The following is a 21,286-nucleotide window of genomic DNA, read 5'->3' as shown; positions in this document are numbered from 1 at the left end:
GGATCGGGCCCGCGTACGACTGGACAGACCGCCGTCTCGTGCGAGACGGCGGTCTTGTCACACGCACGCGTGGCCGACGCCCCAACCTGCGACGAACGCCGCTCTCATGGCCGGCGCTGCTCACGGCCGCGACCCTGACCGAGGATTCCGTCACTCCTGACGGCCCCGGTAGCATCGCTGTCAGCGAGATTGATCACGACCTCGGACTCGGGTTCCCGGCGGCTGGCGCGGTGAGCCCCTTCGGCAGCCTCCCCCATTCGCTTACGCATCGACCTGACATATTCACTCTGGCCGATTCCGTGTGGCCACTGTGTCGCCCCGAGGCCCATGTGGTCCCGCGGAGGGGCTCGACCCGCGACCGGCCATGGGCCGGCATCCCACAGCGGCTGGGCGTGGGCCGGAGGTGACGGCAAGGTGGATGGGCCACTGACTGAAGTTCCCGCTGATCTTGGACAGCGGATGGTTACGCTGCGGGGGCGAGGTCTTGCGTCGTCAAATTCCTGGTCTCGACCGGGGTGACGTACCCGTACACGGGATGCTTCCGCAGGCGAGTGCGGTTGAACTCGACCTCGATGAAGCGGATGACATGGGCCCTGGCCGACGCGTGGAACTCCGAGACGGATGGTCCCGATCTCTGCTTTGAACAGACCGAAAAAGCTTTCGGCCGCGGCGTAATCGTCACGTGAGCCCGTTCTTCCCATACTCTGCCTCGACTTCAACTCCCTTATCTGGCTGCTGTATTCACGCGCGGCGCATTCCGAGCCGCGATCCGAATGCGCGCTGCAGCCCTCCTTCAAAGCGCCCCGCCCGGCAGCCATCTTCAGCGCATCAACAACGAGCTCGGCGCGATGGTGATCGACCATCGCGTACCCGATCACTTCACGTGTCGCCAGATCGATGACCTTCGCGAGATACCACCAGCGGCGAGGGTGGGCAGACAGGTGATGTCCGAGACCAGCTTCGTGCCGGGCTCGGCGGCGGTGAAGTCGCGCCCGAGCAGGTCGGGTGACGGGGCGACTTTGGTGCCGGCCTTGGTCAGGCTCCGGCGCTTGCGGCGGGTGTTCCCGCGGATGTCGCGCTCACGCATGATCCGTTCGACCTTCTTCCGGTTGATCCGCCTGCCCGTGCGTCGTAGGGCCGCGGTCACTCGCGGGGCCCCGTAGGCGCCCCGCGAGTCGGTGTGGACCTGCCGTATCTCCCCGACAAGCTCCTCCTCGGCCGCCTGCCGGGTCTCGGCGGCGGGGCGGGCCGCGAAGTAGGCGTAGCGGGCCGAGCGCGTCACCTTCAACGCCCGACAGAGCAGCGGCACGCTGTAACCGCCGGGGTTGCCCCGGGACGTCTTCTCCGCGTCGACGAACGCATAGCGTACTGCTGCTTCGTCCTGTGCTGCGCGAAGAAGGCCGTCGCTTTTCCGAGCACCTCGATCGTCTGCTCCTGCTCGCGGACCTTGCGCCGCAGCCGGACCAGTTCCTCGCGCTCCGCCGCCGTCAGGGAGCCCGCCGGCCCATCGCCCCCGGTCGCTCTTCGCCTGCTTGACCCAGCCCCGCAGGCCCTCGGTGCTGACCCCGAGCTCCCGGGCGACCCCGGCCACCGTCCGCCCGGAGGAACGGACAAGCTCAACGGCGTCCTTCTTGAACTCGGTCGTGTACCGCTTGCTCGCGTTGCTCTTTTTACTCACTACCTGGACTGCTTCCTCCGGGACCCATACGTCCCAGTATCAAGCTGTCCCGACCTAGGGGAACTTCACCTGGCTCCAGGCGTACTGTTACCCGCCGCCGCAGTGAAACAACGAAGACTTCGCTGTGGGATTCGTTTCGCTGAATGGAATCTACTGTCCGCCCACTTAAAGTAACCCACCGGGTTACGCCCCTTCAAATTCCCCCGGGAGGGCATATCCCGGTCGCCTATCTGCCTGAAACAGGCAGATCCCGGTTTGCTCTTGGATCACACCCGCCCGTGCGGCGGGGAACGCCTAGAAAGAACGATGACCATGAATGCGAACTCCTCTGTGCGGGTCCGGCGGTCACGCACGTGCCTGGCCGCTGTCGCTGTTGCCGGAGCACTCGGACTGCTCAGTGCGTGCGGCGGATCATCACAACCCAAACCATCGGGTGCACTGAGTCCCGGCACTGGCCAGACCCTGCCTGGAACGCCCGGTACCTCCGGAACCGGCGGTACCGTCAGCCCGCCACCAACCACGCCCTCGACCTCACCTACCGCCAGCCAATCGTCCGCTCCGGCGTCCGCCAACGCGGTGACGATCAAGAACTTTGCGTTCTCCCCGGCCAAACTGACGGTCAAGGCGGGCACGAAGGTGACCTGGACCAACACCGACTCCGACACTCACACCGTCACCAGTAAACAAGGATCGGGCGGGCCGCTGAAGTCGGCAGGCCTAGCCACGAATGCCACCTACAGCTACACCTTCACCAAACCCGGCACCTACGCCTACTACTGCACCATCCACCCGTTCATGACGGCCACCGTGGAGGTGACCCCATGACCGAACCCCCACACGACTCCAACGGCGGCGGCAAGCACGGCATGTCCCGCCGTCAGCTCATGCGGCACTCCGCCTGGTTCGGTGGCGCCGTGGTCCTGACAGTCACCGGGGGAGAGGTGATCAGCCATATCTCCGGTTCGACGGACCCCACCCCGGCGGGCAGCGCAGACCTGCGATTCGTGCAGATTTCCGACAGCCACATCGGCTTCCATGGTCCGGCCAACCTGAATGTCACCGGAACGCTCACCGCAGCGATCAACCAGGTCAACTCACTCGGATTCCGCCCCGACTTCGTCATGCACAGCGGCGATCTGACACACCTTTCCACCCCCGCCCAGTTCGACCAGGTCAAGCAGATGCTGTCGCAGCTGCGCACGGACCGGATCTTCACCGTGCCGGGCGAGCACGACTCGATCGGAGACAACGGACGCGCATACCGACAAACTTTCGCCAAAAACACCCTCGGCGACGGCTGGTACAGCTTCGACACCCACGGTGTGCACTTCATCGCGCTGGTCAACACTCTGCACCTTGAGCATCTCGGCCACCTGGGCAGCGATCAGATCGATTTCTTCCGCAAGGACATCGCCGGCCTGTCATCGGACACCCCAATCGTCGTCTTCAGCCACATCCCGTTGTTCGCGATGTATCCGAAGTGGGGCTGGGGCACCGACGATGCGGTGCAGGTGCTGTCGATGCTGCGCCGTTTCTCCTCAGTCACGTGCCTCAACGGGCACGTCCACCAGTTGTTCACCAAGACCGAGGGCAACATCACCTTCCACTCGGCCGCCCCCACCTGCTACCCGTTTCCCAAACCCGGCCACGGCCCCGGCCCCATTCCCCAGGTGCTGCCCGCCGGACGCCTCAAGGACGCACTTGGCATCCGCACCGTCAACTACCGGCAGGGCAGCCACGCACTGGCGGTCAAGGACGAGAAACTCACATGACCACCCGGAGCCTGCCCGCCCTCGCCTTGCGCTTGGTGCTCGCCACCACGCTCGCGGCAAGCGGATACATCCACGCCCAGCTGTACATCGACGGATACCGCTTCATCCACGTCATCGGCCCGCTGTTCCTGCTGCAGGCCAGCGCCGCCTTCGCAGTTGCCGCACTTCTCCTGTTGGCGGCACCCCTGCTACTCCGAATCGCCGCCGCCGCAATCGCCATTGGCGCGCTCGCCGGATTCGCCGCATCCCGCACCATCGGATTGTTCGGGTTCACCGAACGCGGCCTGCAGCCCGCTCCGCAGGCCCTGCTCAGCCTTATCGCCGAGACGCTCACCCTGCTGATTGTCGCGGCCTGGCAGGCATCGGAGGTCCGGCGACACCGTCGCACCCGGCCGCACCACGACGAGACCAGCCGAGCGCGGCCCAACCTCCGCACCACGGCACCGGACAGATGAACCAGACACCGACGCGCCTCCCACGCGGTGGACACCACTCGGCGCGGTGACCCGCCCGCCGGCCGACAAGTGGCAGGCCGGCTATCGAAGAGGGAGCATAGGCAGGAAGCGTGCGCTAAATGCGTTGGCCGCGTGTCCGCGCGAACGGTAAAATTCTTCAGAAAGCGCACCTGAATGACTACAAGGCGCGAATTTCTTGCACGGGCTGCGGAATATGCGCAGTGGGGTGACGTGATTTTGTTACCCTGAGACGCGCCCTTTCGGTTCGCGACGCTAGCACAGTAGGTGGTCACGAGCGGGACGGATACGCGACTCGACCGTGCGTGTCGGTCTAAAACCAGAGCGTTTATCAGGGTTTTGTTTTCGAGTGACAGGCGGACACGTCGATCCCAGGGCACCCCCCGAGAGTTGAGTGCCGCCTGCCGGACTTCGCCACTCCACCAGTAGGAATATCCCGAACACTCGATCGGAAACGGGGCCTGCGCATGGGATGGCTCACCTTCGGTTACTTCATATCGTATGTTCCGTACGCCATGCTGGTGAAGGCACTGGCCAGCGGAGTGACTCCGCTGTCGGGGAAGCCGATCAGCGGCTTTGAGTTGCTGCCCGCAGCCGTCCTCGGACAGCTCGTGGTGATGCCTGTGTTCGTAGCCCTGTCGGGTTGGTGGCGGCACATGCGGCGGGGTGGGATCGGGGGGCGTCGAATTCCAGTGGCGGGTCGGGAAACGTTGGCAGCCGGCTTCTTCGCTTCGCTCATTATCGGCACCACCACGATGAACTACACCTTTTCCGGCGTATCGATCCTCTTCATGCTGTTGTTGATGCGTGGGGGAGTTCTGATTGTCTCTCCGTTGGTCGACAAGGCGCGCAAACGGCGGGTGACGGCATCTTCCTGGGTGGGGTTGTGCCTCAGCCTGATCGCGGTTTCAGTGGCACTCGGTGATGTGAACAGCTACCACCTCACCCTGGCTGCCGTGCTGAGCGTCCTGATCTATCTCGTTGGCTACATGGGCCGGTTCGAAATCATGAGCCGGGTGGCCAAGTCGGGGGTTCTCGCAACAGACCGTCGCTTCTTCGTGGAGGAGCATGTCGCCGCACCGGTTTGGCTGGCTCTGCTGCTGGCGGCAGGGGCACTGGCCGGGCAAGCACAGTTGCGTGCGGGCTTCACCACATTCCTCGGTACCCCTGTCGCGTTGGCGGCGGCGGGTATAGGCGTGGCGTACGAAGTGCTGTTCGTGTTCGCTTCGCTGATCTACCTCGACCGGCGCGAGTACACCTGGGGCGTGCCGGCATGGGCGTTCGCCAGCCTGATGTCCGGTCTGGCCGCCTCCTTCTCGCTGGCGTGGGTGGCCGGGCTGCAAGCTCCGGGGGACGCTCAGCTCCTCGCGCTCGTCTTCGGCGTCGGCGCGGCGGCGGCGCTGTGCTACCCGTCGGCCGTCACCTGGTGGAGGGTACGCGCCACCGGGGCGGTGTGCCGCGTACTGTTCGTCTGCGGCGGGAACACCTCCCGTTCCCCCATGGCCGAGGTCATCGCGTGGGCCCAGGCCGCGGAGGCGGGAGTCGCGTACGCCTTCCGGTTCTCCAGCGCGGGTGTTGCGACGACGCGGCCTGGGGACCCGATGGCTCCCGAAGCCAGGTCCGCGCTCGCTGAGCTCGGACTGGACCGAGTGCCGGGCCGGGGGAATCCCTGGCTTCACCGAGCACGCCCGGTCACCCCTGAGCTCTGCCGGGACAGCTCCGTCATCTACTGCATGACCCGGGCCCATCGCCACGGGGTGATCGCCATGGCACCCGAGGCCGAGGGCCGCACCCTGTGTCTGGATCCGCGCTGTGACATCCCCAATCCGGAGGGGCAGTCCTCGGAGGTGTACGGCCGGTGCGCCCGGCACATCCAGCGGTCCGTCCGCGTCCGCCTGGGGGAACTCCTTCGCTCCGACCTCCTCGCGGCGCACCGTCGAACCGCAACACCCGGATGGGGCAGGTGATCGCGGTGATCGGCAGCATCCCGCAGGTGTTGGTGGACGCCCTGTGCGAGGCGTTCGACCGCGGTGATCGGCCCACGCCTGATGACGCCAACCGGCTACCGTCGCTGGACGACATCGTCGAACGCCGTACCCGCGCCGCCAGGCCGGGAGCGCTGCCGGCCAAGGGAGACGCCGCCGCGGACATCGCCGCCGCACGGGCCCACCTCCGCGACAACCTGCGCTTCTACGGGCCGCCGACCGCCGACTACGCGGATGTCCTGCGCCTGCGGCTGGGCATCGACTCTGACCGTCCCACCGTGTGCGCCCCGACTGTCACTCGGTTCGTCCTGCCGCGGGCCCCTCTGGAGGAGTACGTCCAATGGAGCGGCTGACGAGCGGATGCGATGCCGCCGTCACGCGGCGGGCCCACATAGTCGCAGTGGTCGCCCAACCTGAGGATCTCACCACGCCTCGCCTGCGCGGCCTCGCAGGGGTGGCCGACGCGCTGGAGGTGCGTGCCGACCTGGTCGGCGACCCCGATCCGCACCGGCTGCGCCGACACTTCACCGGGCCAGTGACCTACAGCCTGCGCTCCACGCGCCACGGCGGTCGCTCGGCTGCCGGCCCGGTCGAACGCCGCACCCGGCTCCTCCGCGCGGCGGACCACTATGACGTGGTCGATCTGGAGGCCGTGGACGACTTGGTCCCCGAACTGCTGGCGGGCATCCCCGCCCGGCAGCGGCGCGTCTCCTGGCACCAGCCCGAACCCCCACGCCCCGAGCAGAGCGCCGACCGCAGGGCCGGCGTGCTGGAGGCATCCGCGGAACTGCGGGAGCGGTTCGCCGCGATGGCCACCACACCTGCGCTGCTGTACCTCCTCGTCCCGCAGTCGGGAGCTCAGCAGTATGGGTCGGCCTCGCCGCTGCTGCTCACCGGGCTCGGGCGCTCCGACGTGACGGCGTTCGCGTCCGGTCCGGCCGGCATCTGGACCCGGGTGCTGGCGCCGTGGCTGGGCGCGCCTCTCGCCTTCGGCCGGGCCGGTGCCCCGGGAGCGGACGGAATGCCGAGCGTGGGCCAACTCCTGACTGACTACGGACTGCCCGCTCTGCCACCGCTCAGTGCCCTGTTCGGCATTGCCGGCCATGCCCCGGGACGCTCGCTGTCACCCCGGCTCCACAATGCGGCGTTGCGGGAGCTGCAGCTGCCCGCACTCTACCTGCCCTTCCAGGTGGACACGTTCCCCCGCTTCTGGCACTGGGCCAACGGCTTCGGGGCGCTGGCCCGGCTGCCACTACGCGGGCTGACCGTGACCGCTCCCCACAAGCAGAGCGCGATCGAAGTGGCCGACATCGTCGGCCCGCAGGCGCTGCGGTGCGGCGCGGCCAACGTTCTGTGGCACGACGCCGGGCTCTGGCGGGCGGCCACCACCGACACCGCCGCTGCCCTGCACATCCTTGCCCGGGCCGGGGTCGATCCCAGCGGCCGCAGGGCCGCCGTCATCGGTTGCGGCAGCACCGGGCAGGCCGTCGCGCTGGCCCTGCTCCAGGCCGGAGCCCGCGTGACCCTGGTCAACCGGGGGCATGCGCGCGGCCGGGAAGCCTCCTCACGCCTCGGGGCTCCCTACGTACCGCTCTCCCGGTTCTCCCCGGCAGGACACGCTGTGCTCGTCCACGCCACGCCTCTGGCGGAAAGGCAACCGTTTCCGGTTGCCGCGGTCGACCCGGACGCGGCGGTGTTGGACATGGTCTACCGCGACCCTCCGACCGCGCTCATGAACGCCACCCGCGCCCGCGGACTGCTCGGCATCGACGGCTGGGACGTCCTGTTCGTCGAAGTGAGCGAACAATTCAAGCTGTTGACAGGCCATCCGTTCCCCGATGCGCTGCCACTGCGATCCCTCTGCTTCAGCCAGGTCGAGCGCACCGACGTCCACGACCTCACCGAGCCGGGGGAATCGCCCCCGGCGCAGTCCCCGATGCTACCCACGAGCGGAGAGGCACCATGACGACCCGTTCGGCCTCCCCCGCCGGACCGGCCGCACCGCGGCCGCCGGACGCCCCCGACGTCTCGGCTCTGCTGGGCGACTGGGTCAACACCGACCAGGGCAGTTCGAAGGGCGCCCTACGGCTGAATGTTACGTGGCACGAGAAGGGCCTGTTCGTCAGAGCTTTCGGCACCGGCAGCCCGCAGCCGCGCGACTGGGGTGAGGTGTCGGCGGTCGTGTACACCGCGCCAGGAACCCCATCGGTCGCCTGGTCGTTCTCGGCGATCTACAACTTCGGCTCGCTGCGCACTGTCCTGTGCGCTTACCACAAGACGGGCATCCTGGTGGCCACCACAAGCAGCATCTTCAGCGATGGCAGCGCGGGGTCCGACCACTGGGCCCGCTCGTTCTTCCACCGGGCGGAGGGGTCGGCGTGACGGCACGGACGGTCGATCCGGCGCCGCTGGCCGGTGGCTGGGTCAACTTCGACACCACCGCCACGGGTATCCACTTGGTCGATGCCGGGGTCGACGGCAGCCAGCTCATGCTGCGGATCACGGAGCGCGGCGACCAGGAGCCGTCACACGAGGCGCTCGTACCCACCGCAACGGCCGTCACCGGCGCCACCCTGCCCGCCGTCCCGCTGGCCGATGACATGGACGCCCCCGAGGCCGTGGCCTTCCTCGCCGAAGGTCCGCTCGGCTCCCGCCAGATCATCCTCTGTGGCTACCTCAACCGCGGTCTGCTGACCATCGATGTCCATACCGTCCATACCGCCGATCCGCAGATACCGAACGTGATGTACCGCGCCCACTTCTACCGTTCGGAAGGGGCCGTCCTCCTATGATCGACGACCTGGGCCACGGTCCGGCCCGCGATCCGGTGGCCGGGGGCGACCGGGCCGTTCTCGACGCCGTGGCGAAGCTGGCCGCGGACAACTTCGCCCCCCGCGCCGAGGAATACGACCGCAGGGCCGCCTTCCCCGCCGAGGACTTCGACGATCTGTTCTCCGGCGGGTTCCTGGCCGCCCCTGTGCCGCGGGAGCACGGCGGCCTGGGCTACGGCCCCCAGCAGCGCAACACCCTGCCCCTGTGGGAGATAACCACCACGCTGGCCAAGGCCGATCTGTCACTGGCCCGCTGCTGGGAGGGGCACGCCAACGCACTCGTCCTCATCGACGCCCTGGCCAGCCCGGAGCAGAAGCGACACTGGTTCACCGGCGTGGTCGAACACGGAGAGATTTGGGCCGCCTGGAGCGGCGAACCCCAGGCCCCCAAGCCGGGCGAGAGCGGTCGCTTCGGCACCATGCTGACACCCGTCCGCAGCGGCTGGACCCTCCGCGGCAGCAAGGCGTTCGCCACGAGCGCCACCGGAGCCCAGTGGGCGATCCTGCTCGTCGATCCGGCCGGCCCCGGCGGAGCCCGGCACAGCCGAGAGGCCCACGGAAGGCTCCTGCTGCTCGCCTGCGACCTGTCCGACCCGACTGTAACGGTGGACAGTTCGTGGTGGGACCCGATGGGCATGCGCGCGACGGTCAGCCATGTGGTGCGGTTCCACGACACCTTCGTACCGCGCGAGCATCTCATCGGCCGCCCCGGCGGCTACTTCGAAGGGCACTGGCAGACCGCTTTCATCCCGCACTACGCGGCCAGTTTCCTCGGCGGCGCCCTGGCCGCGAACGAATACGGACTCGGGTATCTGATGCGGCAGGGCAAGGGCGGTGATCCCCATGTGCAGCAGCGGGTGGGCAGCATGGCGGTCAACATCGACACCGCCCGCCTCTGGTTGCGCTACGTCGCCGGTCTGTGGGACGAAGGCAGGGTCGAGGAGGCGCGGATCGCCGGCAGCAGGGCCTGGCATGCGATCGAGCATTTGGCGGAAGAGACAGTGCACCACGTCATCCGCGCGTGCGGTGCCCGCAGTCTGATCCGCCCGAGCCCCGTGGAGCGGATCCTGCGCGACCTGACCTTCTACGAGCTCCATGACAGCGACGACCACGTCCTGGCGACCATCGGACAGGCCGTACTCGGCGAGCTGCACGACCCGTCGTTCCACAGACCATGACTCCGAACCCTCAAGGCAGGTAAGGGAACACGTCATCTCAGGGCATCCATCGGCGGCGATGCATGGACAGGCGAGACCAGCGACCTACGAGTGCTTGGGCACGCAGCCGTCGCGGCTGAGGCCGGGTCGGCCCGCGGGGTACGTATGGCTCGCACGTCCCTCCTCCATCTGGCTCGGCATGTCGCTCTCGTCGGCCGTCCGGCCCAACCGCTCTCCTCGATGCGCGTACCTGCTGACGCGCCGACTGGACCCGGCAGGGACCCTTCGGACGTACTGACGAGATCGGCCCGCAACGCCTGGAGAACATGTTGAGAAACCCTCGCCGCGCGACCGCCTCGGTCGCCGCTGACACCATGCGTGCCACCGTGCACATCGGTTGCTCCGGCAGGAGAAGGACAACGATCGGCGTGAGCCCGCAGCCCGCACCGGCGGCGGTCGCATCCGCCCGCACCGATCCTCGCTCTGTCTCCGGGCCACCGGCCCGCACCACCGGCACTCCCGGCGCCGCGCTCGGCACCACGTGGTGTGCCGTCCAGCTCCAGGGCGGCAAAATCGAGAGCGGGGGCGGCTGATCACGTGGACGGTCTCGCTCACCCTGCCAACCACCGACGGCTCTACGGCGTCCTGTGGATGCTCCTGCCCGTGGCGGTCACGGTCGGCCTCTACTGGTACGGCCGGGTACACACCCCCGCCTACGAGAGCAGCCTCTTCGGGCAGCGCGGCGACGACGCCAGACTACTCAAAGCCCAACTCGGCTCCGCACTGATGGGCCTGGCGCTGATTCAGCTGCTTCTCGCCCTCTGGATGTACGGCCGCCTGCCCGCACTGCGAACCGCACCGCACCGGGTCCACACCACGCACCGCCTCATCGGCCTGACCGCCTTCCTCCTCTCCCTCCCCATCGCTCGGCACTGCATCACCGCCTACGGCGTCCAGCTGACCGACACCCGTCTGGCGCTGCACTCGCTCACCGGCTGCTTCCTCTACGGGGCCTTCGTCGCCAAGGTCATCGTGGTCCGCCACCGCCGCTGGCCCGGCTGGGCACTCCCGCTGGCTGGAGGCATCCTCGTCACCGCGATCGCCCTGCTCTGGTACGCCGCCGCCTTCTGGTACCTGAACGGCTTCCAGGCACCCGGCCTGTGACCGGAGCACGAGGCGTCTCTCCCGACGGCCAACGGCGGACCCGGCCGGACCGACAACATCGCGGTGAGCGACACGCTGCCCAGTGACACCCTGTACTTGGGCGGCGCCTGCCGGTTCGGGCGAGGTCAAGCAAGGCTGGGGCCATGAAGTCCAGAAGCCCTGCCAGTTGTTCTCGTGGCAGCCGGACCCTCGGGAGTTACCGGCCGTCAGCTTCACTTTTAGCGCTTCACGTCCAACCCTGGGTATGACCTACGAGAACTGAATCCCGCGGACGGCAGCGGCCGACGGGTGGTCAGACGTCAGACCGATCAGGGGTGCGGGCGTGGACACCTGCGCCCCACCCCGGCCCGCTGGTTCAGCCTGCCATCAGGCCCGGATCGCTCGTACCCGCCTCGCCCGTCTCGACGTGTCCGGCAAAGCGGCGCAGGAATGTGGTATCCGTGTCGGAGACCACCGAGATGTCGTACCAGCGGCTGCTCCCCCGTAGGTCCACCGAGTGGTTCACGGTCGCACCCGCCCGCACCGTGAACGTCTGGACAGAACCGCCGTAGGCGTCGCTCAGCGTCAAATGAGCGTCCGCAGAACCAGTATGAGTCATCGTCAGGTCAAGATTCCCATTGGTGGCGTTGTGGCGGGCGGCCACCTCGGGCCCTGCCGCTTTGCCGGGCCCCTTGAAGGTACGAAGGAATCCGTTCGGACCGTACACGCTGACGTTGGTCACTCCGTTCGAGTAGGCCGTGTTCCAGGTGTCGAAGAGCGACTTGCCGGCCTCGGCGGTGTACGTCCACGGTCCGTCGGTACGGTTCGCGGACGTCACCAGGAACTGTGCCCCGGCCGCGGCGCCGCCGCTGAAGGTGAGGGTGTACTTTCCGGTCGCCGGATTCGCCGAGCCGTCCACGAACGGGGCGTACAGCAGCGGCCGGGTGGGCCGGGAACCCGGTTCCTGTTTGGGAACGCTGCCGACGGCCGGCGGCACAGGCACATAGTCGGGATGCCGGTTGCGGTCCGGCGGCAGGTAACCGTCGGTGGAGGGGAGGGCGACGGGGGTGGTATCCGTACGGCGGAAGTCGAACGCGGAGGTGAGGTCACCGCAGATGGCGCGTCGCCAGGGCGAGATGTTCGGTTCCTTCACCCCGAAGCGTCGCTCCATGAACCGGATGATCGAGGTGTGGTCGAAGACCTCGGAGCACGAGAACCCTCCGGTGCTCCACGGCGAGACGACCAGCATCGGAACGCGCTGCCCCAGACCGTAAGGGCCTGCGGCGTATCTGATATTGCCCGCAAAACAGTCGGCGGAGGTCGCCACGGTGGACAGCCCCTGCGCGGCCCCGGACGGCGGGTACGGCGGCACGATGTGGTCGAAGAATCCGTCGTTCTCGTCGTACGTGATGAACAGGGCTGTCCTGCCCCACACCTCCGGGTTGGACGTCAGCGCGTCCAGTACCTGCGCGATGTACCAGGCACCGTAATTCGCGGGCCAGTTGGGATGCTCACTGAAGGCTTCCGGGGCGGCGATCCAGGAGATCTTCGGAAGGGCCCCGGCCTTCACATCGGCCCTGAGCCTGTCGAAGAGCCCGTCGCCGTTCTTGGCGTCAGTGCCGGTGCGAGCCTTGTCGTAGAGCGGATCGCCGGGCTTGGCCTTGCGGTAATTGTTGAAGTACAGCAGCGAGTTGTCGCCGTAGTTCCCCCGGTATGCGTCGCTGATCCATCCCCAGGACCCTGCGGCATCGAGCCCGTCGCCAATGTCCTGGTAGATCTTCCAGGACACCCCGGCCTTCTCCAGCCGCTCGGGGTACGTCGTCCACCCGTACCCCGCCTCTTCGTTCCCGAGCACGGGGCCGCCGCCGGTGCCGTCGTTGCCGGTGTATCCCGTCCACATGTAGTAGCGGTTCGGATCCGTTGAGCCGATGAAAGAGCAGTGGTATGCGTCGCACACGGTGAACGCGTCGGCGAGGGCGAAGTGGAACGGTATGTCCTCGCGAGTGAGATAGGCCATCGTCGTCGCCGACTTGGCGGGCACCCACTTGTCGTACGCGCCCTTGTTGAACGCCCGGTGGCCGCCCGCCCAGTCGTGGTTGAGGTCCTGGATGAACTGGAGTCCGAGGTTGTCAGCCGTCGGCCGGAACGGCAGCACATCCTTGGTGCCGGACGACTGGTGCCACACCGGTTTACCGCTCGGCAATGTCACCGGACGTGGATCACCGAAGCCGCGTACACCCCTCAGTGTGCCGAAATAGTGGTCGAACGAGCGGTTCTCCTGCATCAGCACGACGATGTGCTCGACGTCCTCGAGGGTGCCGGTGGCGCCCTTCGCCGGGAGGGAGGCAGCGCGGGCGATGCTGTTCGACAGCATGGTGAAGGCGGCTGTGCCTCCGGCGAGTTGCATGAAGCGACGTCGGTCGAGTTCAGCCATGGATGAGGACCTCTGTGGGGTGAGGAGTTGTGGGGGCGAACGCGACTGGAGTGTTCCAGAGTCCGCCGGGCCGCGAAAGACCGACGCGATGTGGACACGGTGGCGATCCGACGAACAGCAGTTGGCGAGCTAGTGCACGACCCGCGCGGCGGGCGCGGCCGCGGTGGCCTGTCCGACCCTGCTCCCCCGGACAGACCGGAGGGCCGCCCGGAGCCGGCGACTGCACCAAGGCACGGCCACGAGCAAGTGGGGCCGGCCCCGAAACCCGGGCCACAACACGGCAGTACGGGCTCCAGGCGTCGTCGCGGATGCCCGAGAACTCCAGGCCCGAGACCCGGCTGTACAGCTGCCCGGACTTCGGGAGACCGCCGACGACGAGGTCGTCGTGGATGAGCATGCCCGCCGTCTTCCGAGGAAGATGCCCGCGACGTGCGGCCCGGCCAAGCAGATGGTCGCCGTCTCTCGCCCCGGCCACCCGCCGAGGGCTCGCCCACCACTCATGCCATCGTCCCCACCCTCGGCCGGCCCGGGCAGCACCACTGCGTCGACGGCGACATCTGGTGCTTGCACGGCGATCCGGAGCGGATCGGCGCTTGTCCGGCGCCGAAGGAGCGCCGGATCAGATCGCACGAGCGGAAGGGCCGGCCGCTGCTGGTGGCGTCACCCGTGCCGACTGGCCGGGACGCGACGGCCATCGATCGAGTGGTGCTGGACAAGCTCAAGACGCGCGACGCCACTGCGCCGGAGGGGTACCGAAGCGCCTACTGAAGGCGGTTTCGGAGGTGTAGCCGACTTCGCGGGTGATCGCGCTGACTGCTTGCTGCGTGCTGCGCAGCAGGGTGGCGGCGACCTCCGGGCGGCGTTCGGCGAGGTGGGCCGCTGGGGAGCGGCGGCGGGCGCATCATCGAAGGTGTGGAGACCATCGACGAGGAGTGGCGATGAGGCTGTCGTTCCTTGAGCCCCTCTACGCGGAGCCGGGCCCGTACGTCTCCGTGTACCTGGACACCTCCCGAGACGTCGACCATCCCGAGCGGGCGATCGCGCTGCGCTGGCGGCGACTGCGCGAGAGCCTGTCCCGTCAGGGCGCGGACCGATCTCTGCTGAACGCGCTGGAGGAGGTCGTCGGCGCCGACACGGAAGTGCCGGGGGTGCACGGGCAGGCCGTCTTCGCCGCCCACGGCACGCTCGTCCTGGACGGGGAGCTTCCGAGCCCGCCCGAACACGACTCCGCGCGCTACAGCACCCTGCCGGACGCAATGCCCCTGGTCACCCAGCACGTGCCAGAGATCCCCTACATGGCCGTGGTCGTCCACTACGGCGGCCTTCCGACCGCCGTCACCCACGGCTGGGTGACGCTGGAGGCGGAGACCGGCACCTGGCCCGCGTCCACCGTCACTCCTGGTGAGCGGCTGCACCGCAAGGTAGCGGTGGCGACCTGGCACCGCGCCTCCGTCCGGCTCGGCCACCGGCTGGACGAGCGGGCGCGGCGCGCCCATACCGACGCCGTCGTCGTGGGCGGGGACGAGTGGGCGTGCAACGTACTGATCCGCCGTCTGCCGCACACCCTGCGGGACAAGGTCGTGCGCGTGGGCGGCCCCACCCCCACCGACACCGGACGCGCCCTGCTGGAGCCGCAGCTCGACGGCGTCTTCCGCGGCCGCATGGCCGCTCACGACTGGGAACTCGTGGATGTCTTCATCAGCCGGCGTGCCCTGGACGGGCCCCTGACGGAGGGGCTGGCTGCCACCGTCGCCGCCCTCCAGCGTGGTCAGGTCGCGGTGCTGCTGCTGAACCGGCCGCCCGAATCCTCGCTGCGGCTCTGGGTCGGCTCCCGGCCCGCCCAGCTCGCGCTGACCGAGGCGGAGCTGGTGTCCTTCGGTGTGCGGGCCCCGCGCGAGGAGCGCGCCGACGAGGCCCTCGTCCGGGCCCTCGTCGGCACCGGTGCCGAGCTGGTCGTCGTACCGGAGAGCGCGCTGAGGCTGTACGAGGGCGTGGGAGCCCTGCTGCGGTACACCGACGCGAGCACCCCGTCCTGACGCCGACGCGCTCCGCTGCCCGGATCACCGGCTGATGCGCTCAGCGCTGATAGGTCCCGACCAGGGTGCCGGAGGCCAGCTCCCGGCCCTGCAGGGCGCGGTGCACGTCCTCGGCGCTCGGGTGGTCGCGCAGCGGCAGCGGCTCGGACAGGGCGTACAGGCGGAAGAAGTAGTGGTGCGGCCCGTGCCCCGGTGGCGGCATCGGCCCGCCCCAGCCCACGCGCCCGAAACCGTTGGGCCACGGCAGGCCGCCCGAGGGCTTCTGCCCCTCCACCACCCCAGTGGTCCCCGGATCGATGCCGGTCACCAGCCAGTGCAGGAAGGTCTTCCCCGGTGCGTCCGGATCCTCGCACAGGAGGACCAGCTCCGTGGCCTCATGGGGCACCCCCGACCAGGTCAGGGGCGGCGAGATGTTCTCTCCCTCCCCGCTGTACCGCCGGGGGATCACCGTATGGTCGTCGAACGCGGTACTGCTGAGTTCAATTCCGCTCATGTGCGCCGCCATACCCGCAAGGACGGCACCGCCACCGGTCCGCACCGCAAACCCCCCGTTCGGCCGAGCCCGACCGGCCCGCCTCCGGCAGGCGGGGGGAGGATGGCCGTGTGCCGACAAGGATCCTGCTTGAGGCCCGCCCTGGCGCGGGCAAGACGACCGCCCTGCGCCGACTGGCCGCGTTGCTGCCCACCCGCGCAGCCACCGGCTTCACCACGGAGGAGATCAGGCAGTCTGGGGCCCGCGTCGGTTTCGCCCTGGAGACCTTGGCGGGTCAACGGCAGGTGCTCGCCCATGTCGACCTGCCCGGTCCGCCGCGGGTGGGGAAGTACGGGGTCGACCTGGGCGTCATGGAACGGCTGGCGCTGCAGTCGCTGCGGCCGGCGGCGACCGACGAGGCGCCAGGCCGACTGGTGCTCATCGACGAGCTGGGCCGGATGGAACTGGCGTGCACGGCGTTCCGCGACGCGGTCGAGGCGCTGTTCGCCGCAGAGGTCGACGTCGTCGCTACGGTCCACGCACACCGTGACCCGTTCACCGACGCCCTCAAGCGCCGTACCGACATCGAGGTCATCCCCCTCACGCCGGCCAACCGGGACGCCCTGCCCGGGGAGCTCGCGTCCCGACTGCAGCAGCCCGGGGCGCACGAAGGGCCTGGTTGATCGATTCCAAGGGTTACGGCCTCCCCCGCGGTACGGAGTGGATCAGCGAGCGCAGGACGGGCTGTCCAGTCTGGTCGTTGTGTCAGATGGCGGTGGTCAGCGTGAGCATGCACTGCATGACGCGGGCGACGACACCGGCGGGTGTGCGGCCGTGGTGCTGTTCAAGGTTGAGCCGGCCCTTGACCTTCCGCGCCAGGCAGACCCGGGGCATCGTCATCACCTGGCGGGAGTTGGCCTACGCCGAACTGCCCGAACTCCCGGGCCCGCAGCCGACTTGATCGCCCGCCGGTCCACCGCTGGCGCTTCGAGCCGCTGGGGGTCCCTCAGCGGGACTCACGTCCCGGAAAGTGTCCCGATCTTCGTCCGCCGACCCACTGAACCCCCTTTCACATCACACGGACCTGCGGGAACCCCGCGGCCGCGTCTTCCGTCAAGCAGGACGCCATAGAAGATATGTACGGGACTTGAGGTTCTCAGGTGGACAAGAAAATCGCGGGACTGGCGCTCGCCGGCGTCCTGCTCATATCGGGCTGTTCGGCGGGCTTCCAGGCGGCAGAGCCTGCCGCTTCGAGCTCCGTTCGCGCGCCGACGGCGTCCCCCCGGGCGGAAGACACAGCGCCCGTCGCAGGCACCGCGCACGACGCCGCGGCCTTCCGCGCCTGGGGCCTCAAACCTCTCGCCGCGCCGCCCGCCCCGCCGAAGGTCAAGCCGGTAGAACGCCGGCCGGGCGAACCGGTTCCGGTCATCAGTGACATACCCACCACAGACAAAATCGTCTTCATCACCTTCGACGACGGCGCCGAGAAAGACCCCAGGTTCGTGAAAATGATGCGCGAACTGAAGGTCCCCTTCACGATGTTCCTGACCGACTCGATCATCAGCGCCGACTACGACTACTTCAAGCCGCTGCAGCAGCTCGGGAACACGATTCAGAACCACACCCTGACCCACCCCAACCTGCGCACCAAGAGCGCGGCCGCGCAGCGCGAGGAGATCTGCGGCCAGCAGACCAGGCTCAGCAAGGAGTACGGAACCGTCCCGCGTCTGCTGCGACCGCCCTACGGCAACTGGAACGAGAACACCCGCAGCGCCGCGGGACAGTGCGGAGTCGAGGCGATCGTGCTCTGGCGCGAGTCCATGCAGATCACCAACATGCAGTACCAGCGTGCCGACAAGAAACTCCACCCCGGCGACATCATCCTGGCCCACTTCCGTGGCCCCGGAGAGCTCAAGGGGCATTCGATGACCGAGATGACGGCGAACATGCTGCGCCACATCCAGGAACAGGGCTTCACGGTGGCACGCCTGGAGGACTACATCTGACCGTACAGACAGGTCATTCCCGAGGCCGTCGACACCGTCTCGCGCGTCGAAGGCGCACTGGATCACTGACGCGCACTGCGAGGTCGGGAAGGCCGAGTGCGTCCCGGGGGAGAAGGGGGAGCCATACCGCAGCGGTTGGCCCGACGGTCGCGTTCGCCTGGCGTGCTTCGGACCCTCCGCCGGAGTGACCCCGTCCCGGGTGCGGACGACGACTCCCCGGCTTCGCTCGACGCGCGGCTGCGCATCAAGGACGCCGAGGGCCTGCAGGTCACGGACGGCCCCGTGACCTGTAGGCCCTCGGCGCGGTCAATCCGTGCGTAGGCTGCCGTAGTCAGATGCGGCTGCCGTAGGCGGTGTCCGACGACAGCCGCTGGGCGAGGTAGATCGGCATGGCGGACAGCAGGACGAGGACGGCGGCGACGACGTTGACGACGGGGGCCTGTTGGGGGCGGGCCATGTTGGAGAAGATCCAGACGGGGAGAGTCTGGACGCCAGGCCCGGCGGTGAAGGTCGTCACGACGATCTCGTCGAAGGACAGGGCAAAAGCAAGGAGTCCGCCCGCTACCAGCGCGGAGCGCACCAGCGGGAAGGTGATGTCGACGAACGCACGGAAGGTGTGAGCCCCGAGGTCCATGGCGGCTTCCTCGTACGTTACCTGCATCCGGCGCAGCCGGGCGATCACGTTGTTGAAGACGACCACCATACAGAAGGTGGCGTGGCCGACGACCACCGTGAACATCCCCAGGCCCACGCCCAGCGGTTCAAGGACCGTTCGGAAGGCGGTGTTGAGCGCGACGCCGGTGACGATGCCTGGCAGCGCGATCGGCAGGACGACCACGAAGGAGATGGCCTCGCGTCCGAAGAACTTGTAGCGCTGGCAGGCAAAGGCGACGAGCGTACCGAGGACCAGGGCGATCGCGGTTGCGCCGATCCCGGCCTTGACAGAGGTCCACAGCGCGTCGCGGGCGCCGGTGCTGTGCCAGGCGTCGACCCACCAGTCGAAGGTGAGGCCGGGTGGCGGCCACCCTGAACTTCGGTCTGGGTTGAGGGAGTTGACGAGAACCAGGAGCAGCGGAATGTAGATCACCGCAAAGCCGAGCCCGGCGGCGATGCGCAGTGTGACGCGCGCGGGGCGGGAGAGATTCATCGGGGGCCTTCGCTATGCGTGATGCGGAGGTGCGGGAGAGTGGTCAGAGACTGCTGAGGGCTCCGGTGCGGCGTACCGCGAGCAGATAGAGCACGATGATCACCACGGGCACCGTGCCGAGTGCGGCAGCCAGCGGCAGGTCCAGGGTGATGTTGGAGTAGATGAGGTTGCCGATGAGCTGCGTCTTGCCGCCGACGATCTGTACGGCGATGTAGTCGCCGAGGCTGAGCGAGAACGTGAAGACCGAGCCGGCTGCGATGGATGGCAGGATCATCGGCAGCACCACGGATCGGAGGGTCCGACCGGTGCGGGCGCCGAGGTCGGCGGAGGCATCCAGCAGGTTGGCCGGGAGCTGTTCAAGTCCGGCGTGGATCGGCAAGATCATGTACGGCACCCACAGGTACGTCAGTACGAGGACGGTCGCGGTCACGCCGTAGCCGGGTCCCTTGATGCCGAGTGGCCCCAACACCCAGTCGAGCAAGCCGCCTTGAGCGAGGATGAGCCTCCAGGCATACGCCTTGACCAAGTAGCTGGCCCACAGTGGAGTGAGGATCGCCACCACGAGGAGCGGCCGCCACTTGCGGCTCGCGATGCGCGCGGTATAGAAGGCGATCGGGAAGGCGATCAGTACACACAGCCCGGTGACCGCGAGGGCAACGCCGACGCTGCGCAGGGCGACCTGCCGGTAGACGTCGGCGGTGAACAGCGCGGTGAAGTTGTCCGTGTTCCAGATCTTCACCACGTTGGAGGTGAAGGAGTCCGTGGCCCAGAAAGCGGACAGGAACAGGACGGAAAGCGAGCCGAGGTAGGCCAGGACCAGCCACACCAGTGGCGCGGAGAGCAGCAGAGACAGCTGCAACCGGGGGCGACGGTGCAGGGTCCCGGCGAGCCGCCGGACGAAGTCGGCGGCCGGCACGGAGTCGGTCATCGGTACGTAACCCTCAGCCCTTGATCTCGGTCCAGGCCTGTACCCACTTGGCGTACGGCACGCACGTGGTGTCCGTACGCCCGTCAACGCACTGTGCGATGGGCGTGGTCCAGAAGTGGACGTTCTTCCAGTACGACTCATCAGCGGCGTGATAGGTGGTGCAGTGGTTCTCGTCCGCGGTCAGCTTGCAGGCCTGCGCGTTGGACGGGGCCTCACCGAAATACTCGGCAACCTGGGCGTTCGCCTTCGGCGAGACAATCCAATTCATCCACTTGTAGGCGCAGTTGGGATGCTTCGCCTTGGCTGAGAGCATCCATGTATCGGACCAGCCGGTGGCGCCCTCCTTGGGAAGGACCGCCTTGACCGGAACCTTCTCGGCCTGAGCGGTGTTCAGGATGACCTGCCAACTGGTGCCTAGCACCGAGTCACCGCTCTTGAAGGCGGATACCTCCTTCAGGTAATCGCTCCAGTACTCACCGATGTTGGCATTCTGCTTCTTGAGCAGGGCGACGGCCTCGTCGAACTGCTTCTGGTTCAGAGCGTACGGGTCCTTGATGCCGAGGGACGGCTTGGTTTTCATCAAGTACAGGGCGGCGTCCGCGATGTAGATCGGCGAGTCGTACGCGGTGACCTTCCCCTTGTACGCCGACGACTCGCCGAAGACCGGGGACCAGGAGTCGGGCGCCGGCGTGACCTTCTTCGTGTTGTACATCAGCAGATTGGCGCCGCGGCCGTGCGGGATGCCGTAGGAGACACCCTTGACCGAGTTCCACTGCTGGTTCTTCAGCCCGGAGAAGACGTCCTTGTAGTTGGGTACCAGCTTGGTGTTGACGGGTGCGGCGTCGCCGGAGGCGATCAGCCGCAAGGCTGCATCACCGGAGGCGGAGACCGCGTCGTACTGGCCGGTCTTCATCAGGCTGACCATCTCGTCCGAGGTGCCTGCGGTCTTGGTGTTGACCTGACAGCCGGTCTGCCCCTCGAAGTCGGTGACCCAGTCGACCTTCGGGTCGTTGGATCCGTCCTCGGCGTATCCGGCCCAGGCGATCAGGTTCACCTGGCCCTCCGCCTTGCCGAGGGTCTTCTGGGCGACGAGCTTGGGCGGAGTGAAGCCGCTGCCGCCGGACGACGTAGCGGCGTTGTCCGACGAACCGCAGGCGGTAGCGAGAAGCAGGGCGCCGGCCGCGGCCGCTGCTCGGGACGTTCGGTTCAGACGCACAGGGATCT

At 68.0% G+C, this 21,286-nt stretch carries 24 protein-coding genes; 15 read left to right on the top strand and 9 right to left on the bottom strand.

Going from position 1 to position 21,286, the window contains the following annotated elements; translation table 11 throughout:
* Positions 1-104: 104 nt before the first annotated feature.
* Both AB0915_RS10195 and AB0915_RS10190 read right to left on the bottom strand, forming a co-directional pair.
* On the bottom strand, positions 105-878 hold the full coding sequence (locus AB0915_RS10195; RefSeq protein ID WP_366690637.1) for a hypothetical protein: 774 nt from the start codon (positions 876-878) through the stop codon (positions 105-107).
* Positions 875-1,678, bottom strand: coding sequence for an IS3 family transposase (locus AB0915_RS10190; protein ID WP_366690636.1), 804 nt, complete (start codon positions 1,676-1,678; stop codon positions 875-877). Before AB0915_RS10190 ends, AB0915_RS10195 begins: the two co-directional genes overlap by 4 nt.
* 306 nt (positions 1,679-1,984) lie before the next feature.
* Between AB0915_RS10190 and AB0915_RS10185 the strand changes: the two genes are divergently transcribed.
* The 11 genes from AB0915_RS10185 to AB0915_RS10135 all read left to right on the top strand — a co-directional run bounded on the left by AB0915_RS10185 (position 1,985) and on the right by AB0915_RS10135 (position 11,060).
* Positions 1,985-2,503, top strand: a complete 519-nt coding sequence (locus AB0915_RS10185; protein ID WP_366690635.1) for a cupredoxin family copper-binding protein — start codon at positions 1,985-1,987, stop codon at positions 2,501-2,503.
* Positions 2,500-3,450, top strand: a complete 951-nt coding sequence (locus AB0915_RS10180; protein WP_366690634.1) for a metallophosphoesterase — start codon at positions 2,500-2,502, stop codon at positions 3,448-3,450. Before AB0915_RS10185 ends, AB0915_RS10180 begins: the two co-directional genes overlap by 4 nt.
* The gene (locus tag AB0915_RS10175) at positions 3,447-3,905 is read left to right on the top strand and encodes a hypothetical protein (RefSeq protein WP_366690633.1); all 459 of its coding nucleotides are present in this window, start codon (positions 3,447-3,449) and stop codon (positions 3,903-3,905) included. Before AB0915_RS10180 ends, AB0915_RS10175 begins: the two co-directional genes overlap by 4 nt.
* 773 nt (positions 3,906-4,678) lie before the next feature.
* Positions 4,679-5,890, top strand: a complete 1,212-nt coding sequence (locus AB0915_RS10170) for a hypothetical protein (protein WP_366690632.1) — start codon at positions 4,679-4,681, stop codon at positions 5,888-5,890.
* A 5-nt stretch (positions 5,891-5,895) separates the two neighbouring features.
* On the top strand, positions 5,896-6,261 hold the full coding sequence (locus AB0915_RS10165; RefSeq protein WP_366690631.1) for a hypothetical protein: 366 nt from the start codon (positions 5,896-5,898) through the stop codon (positions 6,259-6,261).
* The gene (locus AB0915_RS10160) at positions 6,249-7,874 is read left to right on the top strand and encodes a hypothetical protein (protein ID WP_366690630.1); all 1,626 of its coding nucleotides are present in this window, start codon (positions 6,249-6,251) and stop codon (positions 7,872-7,874) included. Before AB0915_RS10165 ends, AB0915_RS10160 begins: the two co-directional genes overlap by 13 nt.
* Positions 7,871-8,290 carry a hypothetical protein gene (locus AB0915_RS10155; RefSeq protein ID WP_366690629.1) on the top strand — a complete coding sequence of 140 codons (420 nt, stop codon included), beginning with the start codon at positions 7,871-7,873 and terminating at the stop codon, positions 8,288-8,290. The genes AB0915_RS10160 and AB0915_RS10155 overlap by 4 nt, the downstream gene beginning before the upstream one ends.
* A complete protein-coding gene (locus AB0915_RS10150) occupies positions 8,287-8,700 on the top strand; it encodes a hypothetical protein (protein WP_366690628.1) in 414 nt (137 codons plus the stop codon). Before AB0915_RS10155 ends, AB0915_RS10150 begins: the two co-directional genes overlap by 4 nt.
* Entirely contained in the window at positions 8,697-9,917 is a 1,221-nt protein-coding gene (locus AB0915_RS10145) for an acyl-CoA dehydrogenase family protein (RefSeq protein WP_366690627.1), read from the top strand. The genes AB0915_RS10150 and AB0915_RS10145 overlap by 4 nt, the downstream gene beginning before the upstream one ends.
* A gap of 407 nt (positions 9,918-10,324) precedes the next feature.
* Positions 10,325-10,489 carry a hypothetical protein gene (locus AB0915_RS10140; RefSeq protein ID WP_366690626.1) on the top strand — a complete coding sequence of 55 codons (165 nt, stop codon included), beginning with the start codon at positions 10,325-10,327 and terminating at the stop codon, positions 10,487-10,489.
* A gap of 4 nt (positions 10,490-10,493) precedes the next feature.
* A complete protein-coding gene (locus AB0915_RS10135) occupies positions 10,494-11,060 on the top strand; it encodes a DUF6529 family protein (protein ID WP_366690625.1) in 567 nt (188 codons plus the stop codon).
* Positions 11,061-11,415: 355 nt separating this feature from the next.
* Here AB0915_RS10135 and AB0915_RS10130 read toward each other — a convergent pair whose 3' ends face one another.
* Positions 11,416-13,473 (bottom strand): phosphocholine-specific phospholipase C, encoded by a 2,058-nt coding sequence (locus tag AB0915_RS10130; RefSeq protein ID WP_366690624.1) that lies wholly within the window; start codon positions 13,471-13,473, stop codon positions 11,416-11,418.
* Positions 13,474-13,902: 429 nt separating this feature from the next.
* Here AB0915_RS10130 and AB0915_RS10125 point away from each other — a divergent pair, with 429 nt between their 5' ends.
* The gene (locus AB0915_RS10125) at positions 13,903-14,241 is read left to right on the top strand and encodes a hypothetical protein (protein WP_366690623.1); all 339 of its coding nucleotides are present in this window, start codon (positions 13,903-13,905) and stop codon (positions 14,239-14,241) included.
* Here the strand turns inward: AB0915_RS10125 and AB0915_RS10120 are convergent.
* Positions 14,192-14,308 carry a hypothetical protein gene (locus AB0915_RS10120; protein ID WP_366690658.1) on the bottom strand — a complete coding sequence of 39 codons (117 nt, stop codon included), beginning with the start codon at positions 14,306-14,308 and terminating at the stop codon, positions 14,192-14,194. The genes AB0915_RS10125 and AB0915_RS10120 overlap by 50 nt on opposite strands.
* Before the next feature lie 103 nt (positions 14,309-14,411).
* Here AB0915_RS10120 and AB0915_RS10115 point away from each other — a divergent pair, with 103 nt between their 5' ends.
* A complete protein-coding gene (locus AB0915_RS10115; protein WP_366690622.1) occupies positions 14,412-15,509 on the top strand; it encodes a hypothetical protein in 1,098 nt (365 codons plus the stop codon).
* A gap of 40 nt (positions 15,510-15,549) precedes the next feature.
* Here the strand turns inward: AB0915_RS10115 and AB0915_RS10110 are convergent, their stop codons facing one another.
* A complete protein-coding gene (locus AB0915_RS10110) occupies positions 15,550-16,002 on the bottom strand; it encodes a YbhB/YbcL family Raf kinase inhibitor-like protein (protein WP_366690621.1) in 453 nt (150 codons plus the stop codon).
* Positions 16,003-16,112: 110 nt separating this feature from the next.
* On the opposite strand from AB0915_RS10110, the gene AB0915_RS10105 reads away from it, so the two are divergent.
* Positions 16,113-16,664 (top strand): nucleoside-triphosphatase, encoded by a 552-nt coding sequence (locus AB0915_RS10105; RefSeq protein ID WP_366690620.1) that lies wholly within the window; start codon positions 16,113-16,115, stop codon positions 16,662-16,664.
* An 82-nt stretch (positions 16,665-16,746) separates the two neighbouring features.
* Here the strand turns inward: AB0915_RS10105 and AB0915_RS10100 are convergent, their stop codons facing one another.
* A complete protein-coding gene (locus tag AB0915_RS10100) occupies positions 16,747-16,881 on the bottom strand; it encodes a hypothetical protein (protein ID WP_366690619.1) in 135 nt (44 codons plus the stop codon).
* A gap of 260 nt (positions 16,882-17,141) precedes the next feature.
* Here AB0915_RS10100 and AB0915_RS10095 point away from each other — a divergent pair, with 260 nt between their 5' ends.
* Positions 17,142-17,987, top strand: a complete 846-nt coding sequence (locus tag AB0915_RS10095) for a polysaccharide deacetylase family protein (RefSeq protein ID WP_366690618.1) — start codon at positions 17,142-17,144, stop codon at positions 17,985-17,987.
* Between the two features lie 331 nt (positions 17,988-18,318).
* Here AB0915_RS10095 and AB0915_RS10090 read toward each other — a convergent pair whose 3' ends face one another.
* The 3 genes from AB0915_RS10090 to AB0915_RS10080 are packed head-to-tail and all read right to left on the bottom strand — an operon-like array spanning position 18,319 to position 21,278.
* Complete coding sequence (locus tag AB0915_RS10090; protein WP_366690617.1) at positions 18,319-19,134, bottom strand: ABC transporter permease; 816 nt, start codon at positions 19,132-19,134, stop codon at positions 18,319-18,321.
* Positions 19,135-19,177: 43 nt separating this feature from the next.
* Entirely contained in the window at positions 19,178-20,062 is an 885-nt protein-coding gene (locus tag AB0915_RS10085) for an ABC transporter permease (protein WP_366690616.1), read from the bottom strand.
* A gap of 13 nt (positions 20,063-20,075) precedes the next feature.
* On the bottom strand, positions 20,076-21,278 hold the full coding sequence (locus AB0915_RS10080; RefSeq protein WP_366690615.1) for an ABC transporter substrate-binding protein: 1,203 nt from the start codon (positions 21,276-21,278) through the stop codon (positions 20,076-20,078).
* Positions 21,279-21,286 lie beyond the last annotated feature (8 nt).

The organism is Streptomyces sp. NPDC048411, assembly GCF_040704695.1.
GTDB lineage: Bacteria > Actinomycetota > Actinomycetes > Streptomycetales > Streptomycetaceae > Streptomyces.
The sequence above is the reverse complement of the archived record's forward strand: the minus strand, read 5'-3'. Positions and strand labels throughout refer to the sequence as shown.

What these genes read in the sequence shown, in the direction of transcription:
- AB0915_RS10185 (WP_366690635.1), top strand. Translation starts at nt 1,985, where the DNA reads ATGACCATGAATGCGAACTCCTCTGTGCGGGTCCGGCGGTCACGCACG.
- AB0915_RS10180 (WP_366690634.1), top strand. Translation starts at nt 2,500, where the DNA reads ATGACCGAACCCCCACACGACTCCAACGGCGGCGGCAAGCACGGCATG.
- AB0915_RS10175 (WP_366690633.1), top strand. Translation starts at nt 3,447, where the DNA reads ATGACCACCCGGAGCCTGCCCGCCCTCGCCTTGCGCTTGGTGCTCGCC.
- AB0915_RS10170 (WP_366690632.1), top strand. Translation starts at nt 4,679, where the DNA reads ATGAACTACACCTTTTCCGGCGTATCGATCCTCTTCATGCTGTTGTTG.
- AB0915_RS10160 (WP_366690630.1), top strand. Translation starts at nt 6,249, where the DNA reads ATGGAGCGGCTGACGAGCGGATGCGATGCCGCCGTCACGCGGCGGGCC.
- AB0915_RS10155 (WP_366690629.1), top strand. Translation starts at nt 7,871, where the DNA reads ATGACGACCCGTTCGGCCTCCCCCGCCGGACCGGCCGCACCGCGGCCG.
- AB0915_RS10145 (WP_366690627.1), top strand. Translation starts at nt 8,697, where the DNA reads ATGATCGACGACCTGGGCCACGGTCCGGCCCGCGATCCGGTGGCCGGG.
- AB0915_RS10130 (WP_366690624.1), bottom strand. Translation starts at nt 13,473, where the DNA reads ATGGCTGAACTCGACCGACGTCGCTTCATGCAACTCGCCGGAGGCACA.
- AB0915_RS10115 (WP_366690622.1), top strand. Translation starts at nt 14,412, where the DNA reads ATGAGGCTGTCGTTCCTTGAGCCCCTCTACGCGGAGCCGGGCCCGTAC.
- AB0915_RS10110 (WP_366690621.1), bottom strand. Translation starts at nt 16,002, where the DNA reads ATGAGCGGAATTGAACTCAGCAGTACCGCGTTCGACGACCATACGGTG.
- AB0915_RS10100 (WP_366690619.1), bottom strand. Translation starts at nt 16,881, where the DNA reads ATGACGATGCCCCGGGTCTGCCTGGCGCGGAAGGTCAAGGGCCGGCTC.
- AB0915_RS10090 (WP_366690617.1), bottom strand. Translation starts at nt 19,134, where the DNA reads ATGAATCTCTCCCGCCCCGCGCGCGTCACACTGCGCATCGCCGCCGGG.
- AB0915_RS10085 (WP_366690616.1), bottom strand. Translation starts at nt 20,062, where the DNA reads ATGACCGACTCCGTGCCGGCCGCCGACTTCGTCCGGCGGCTCGCCGGG.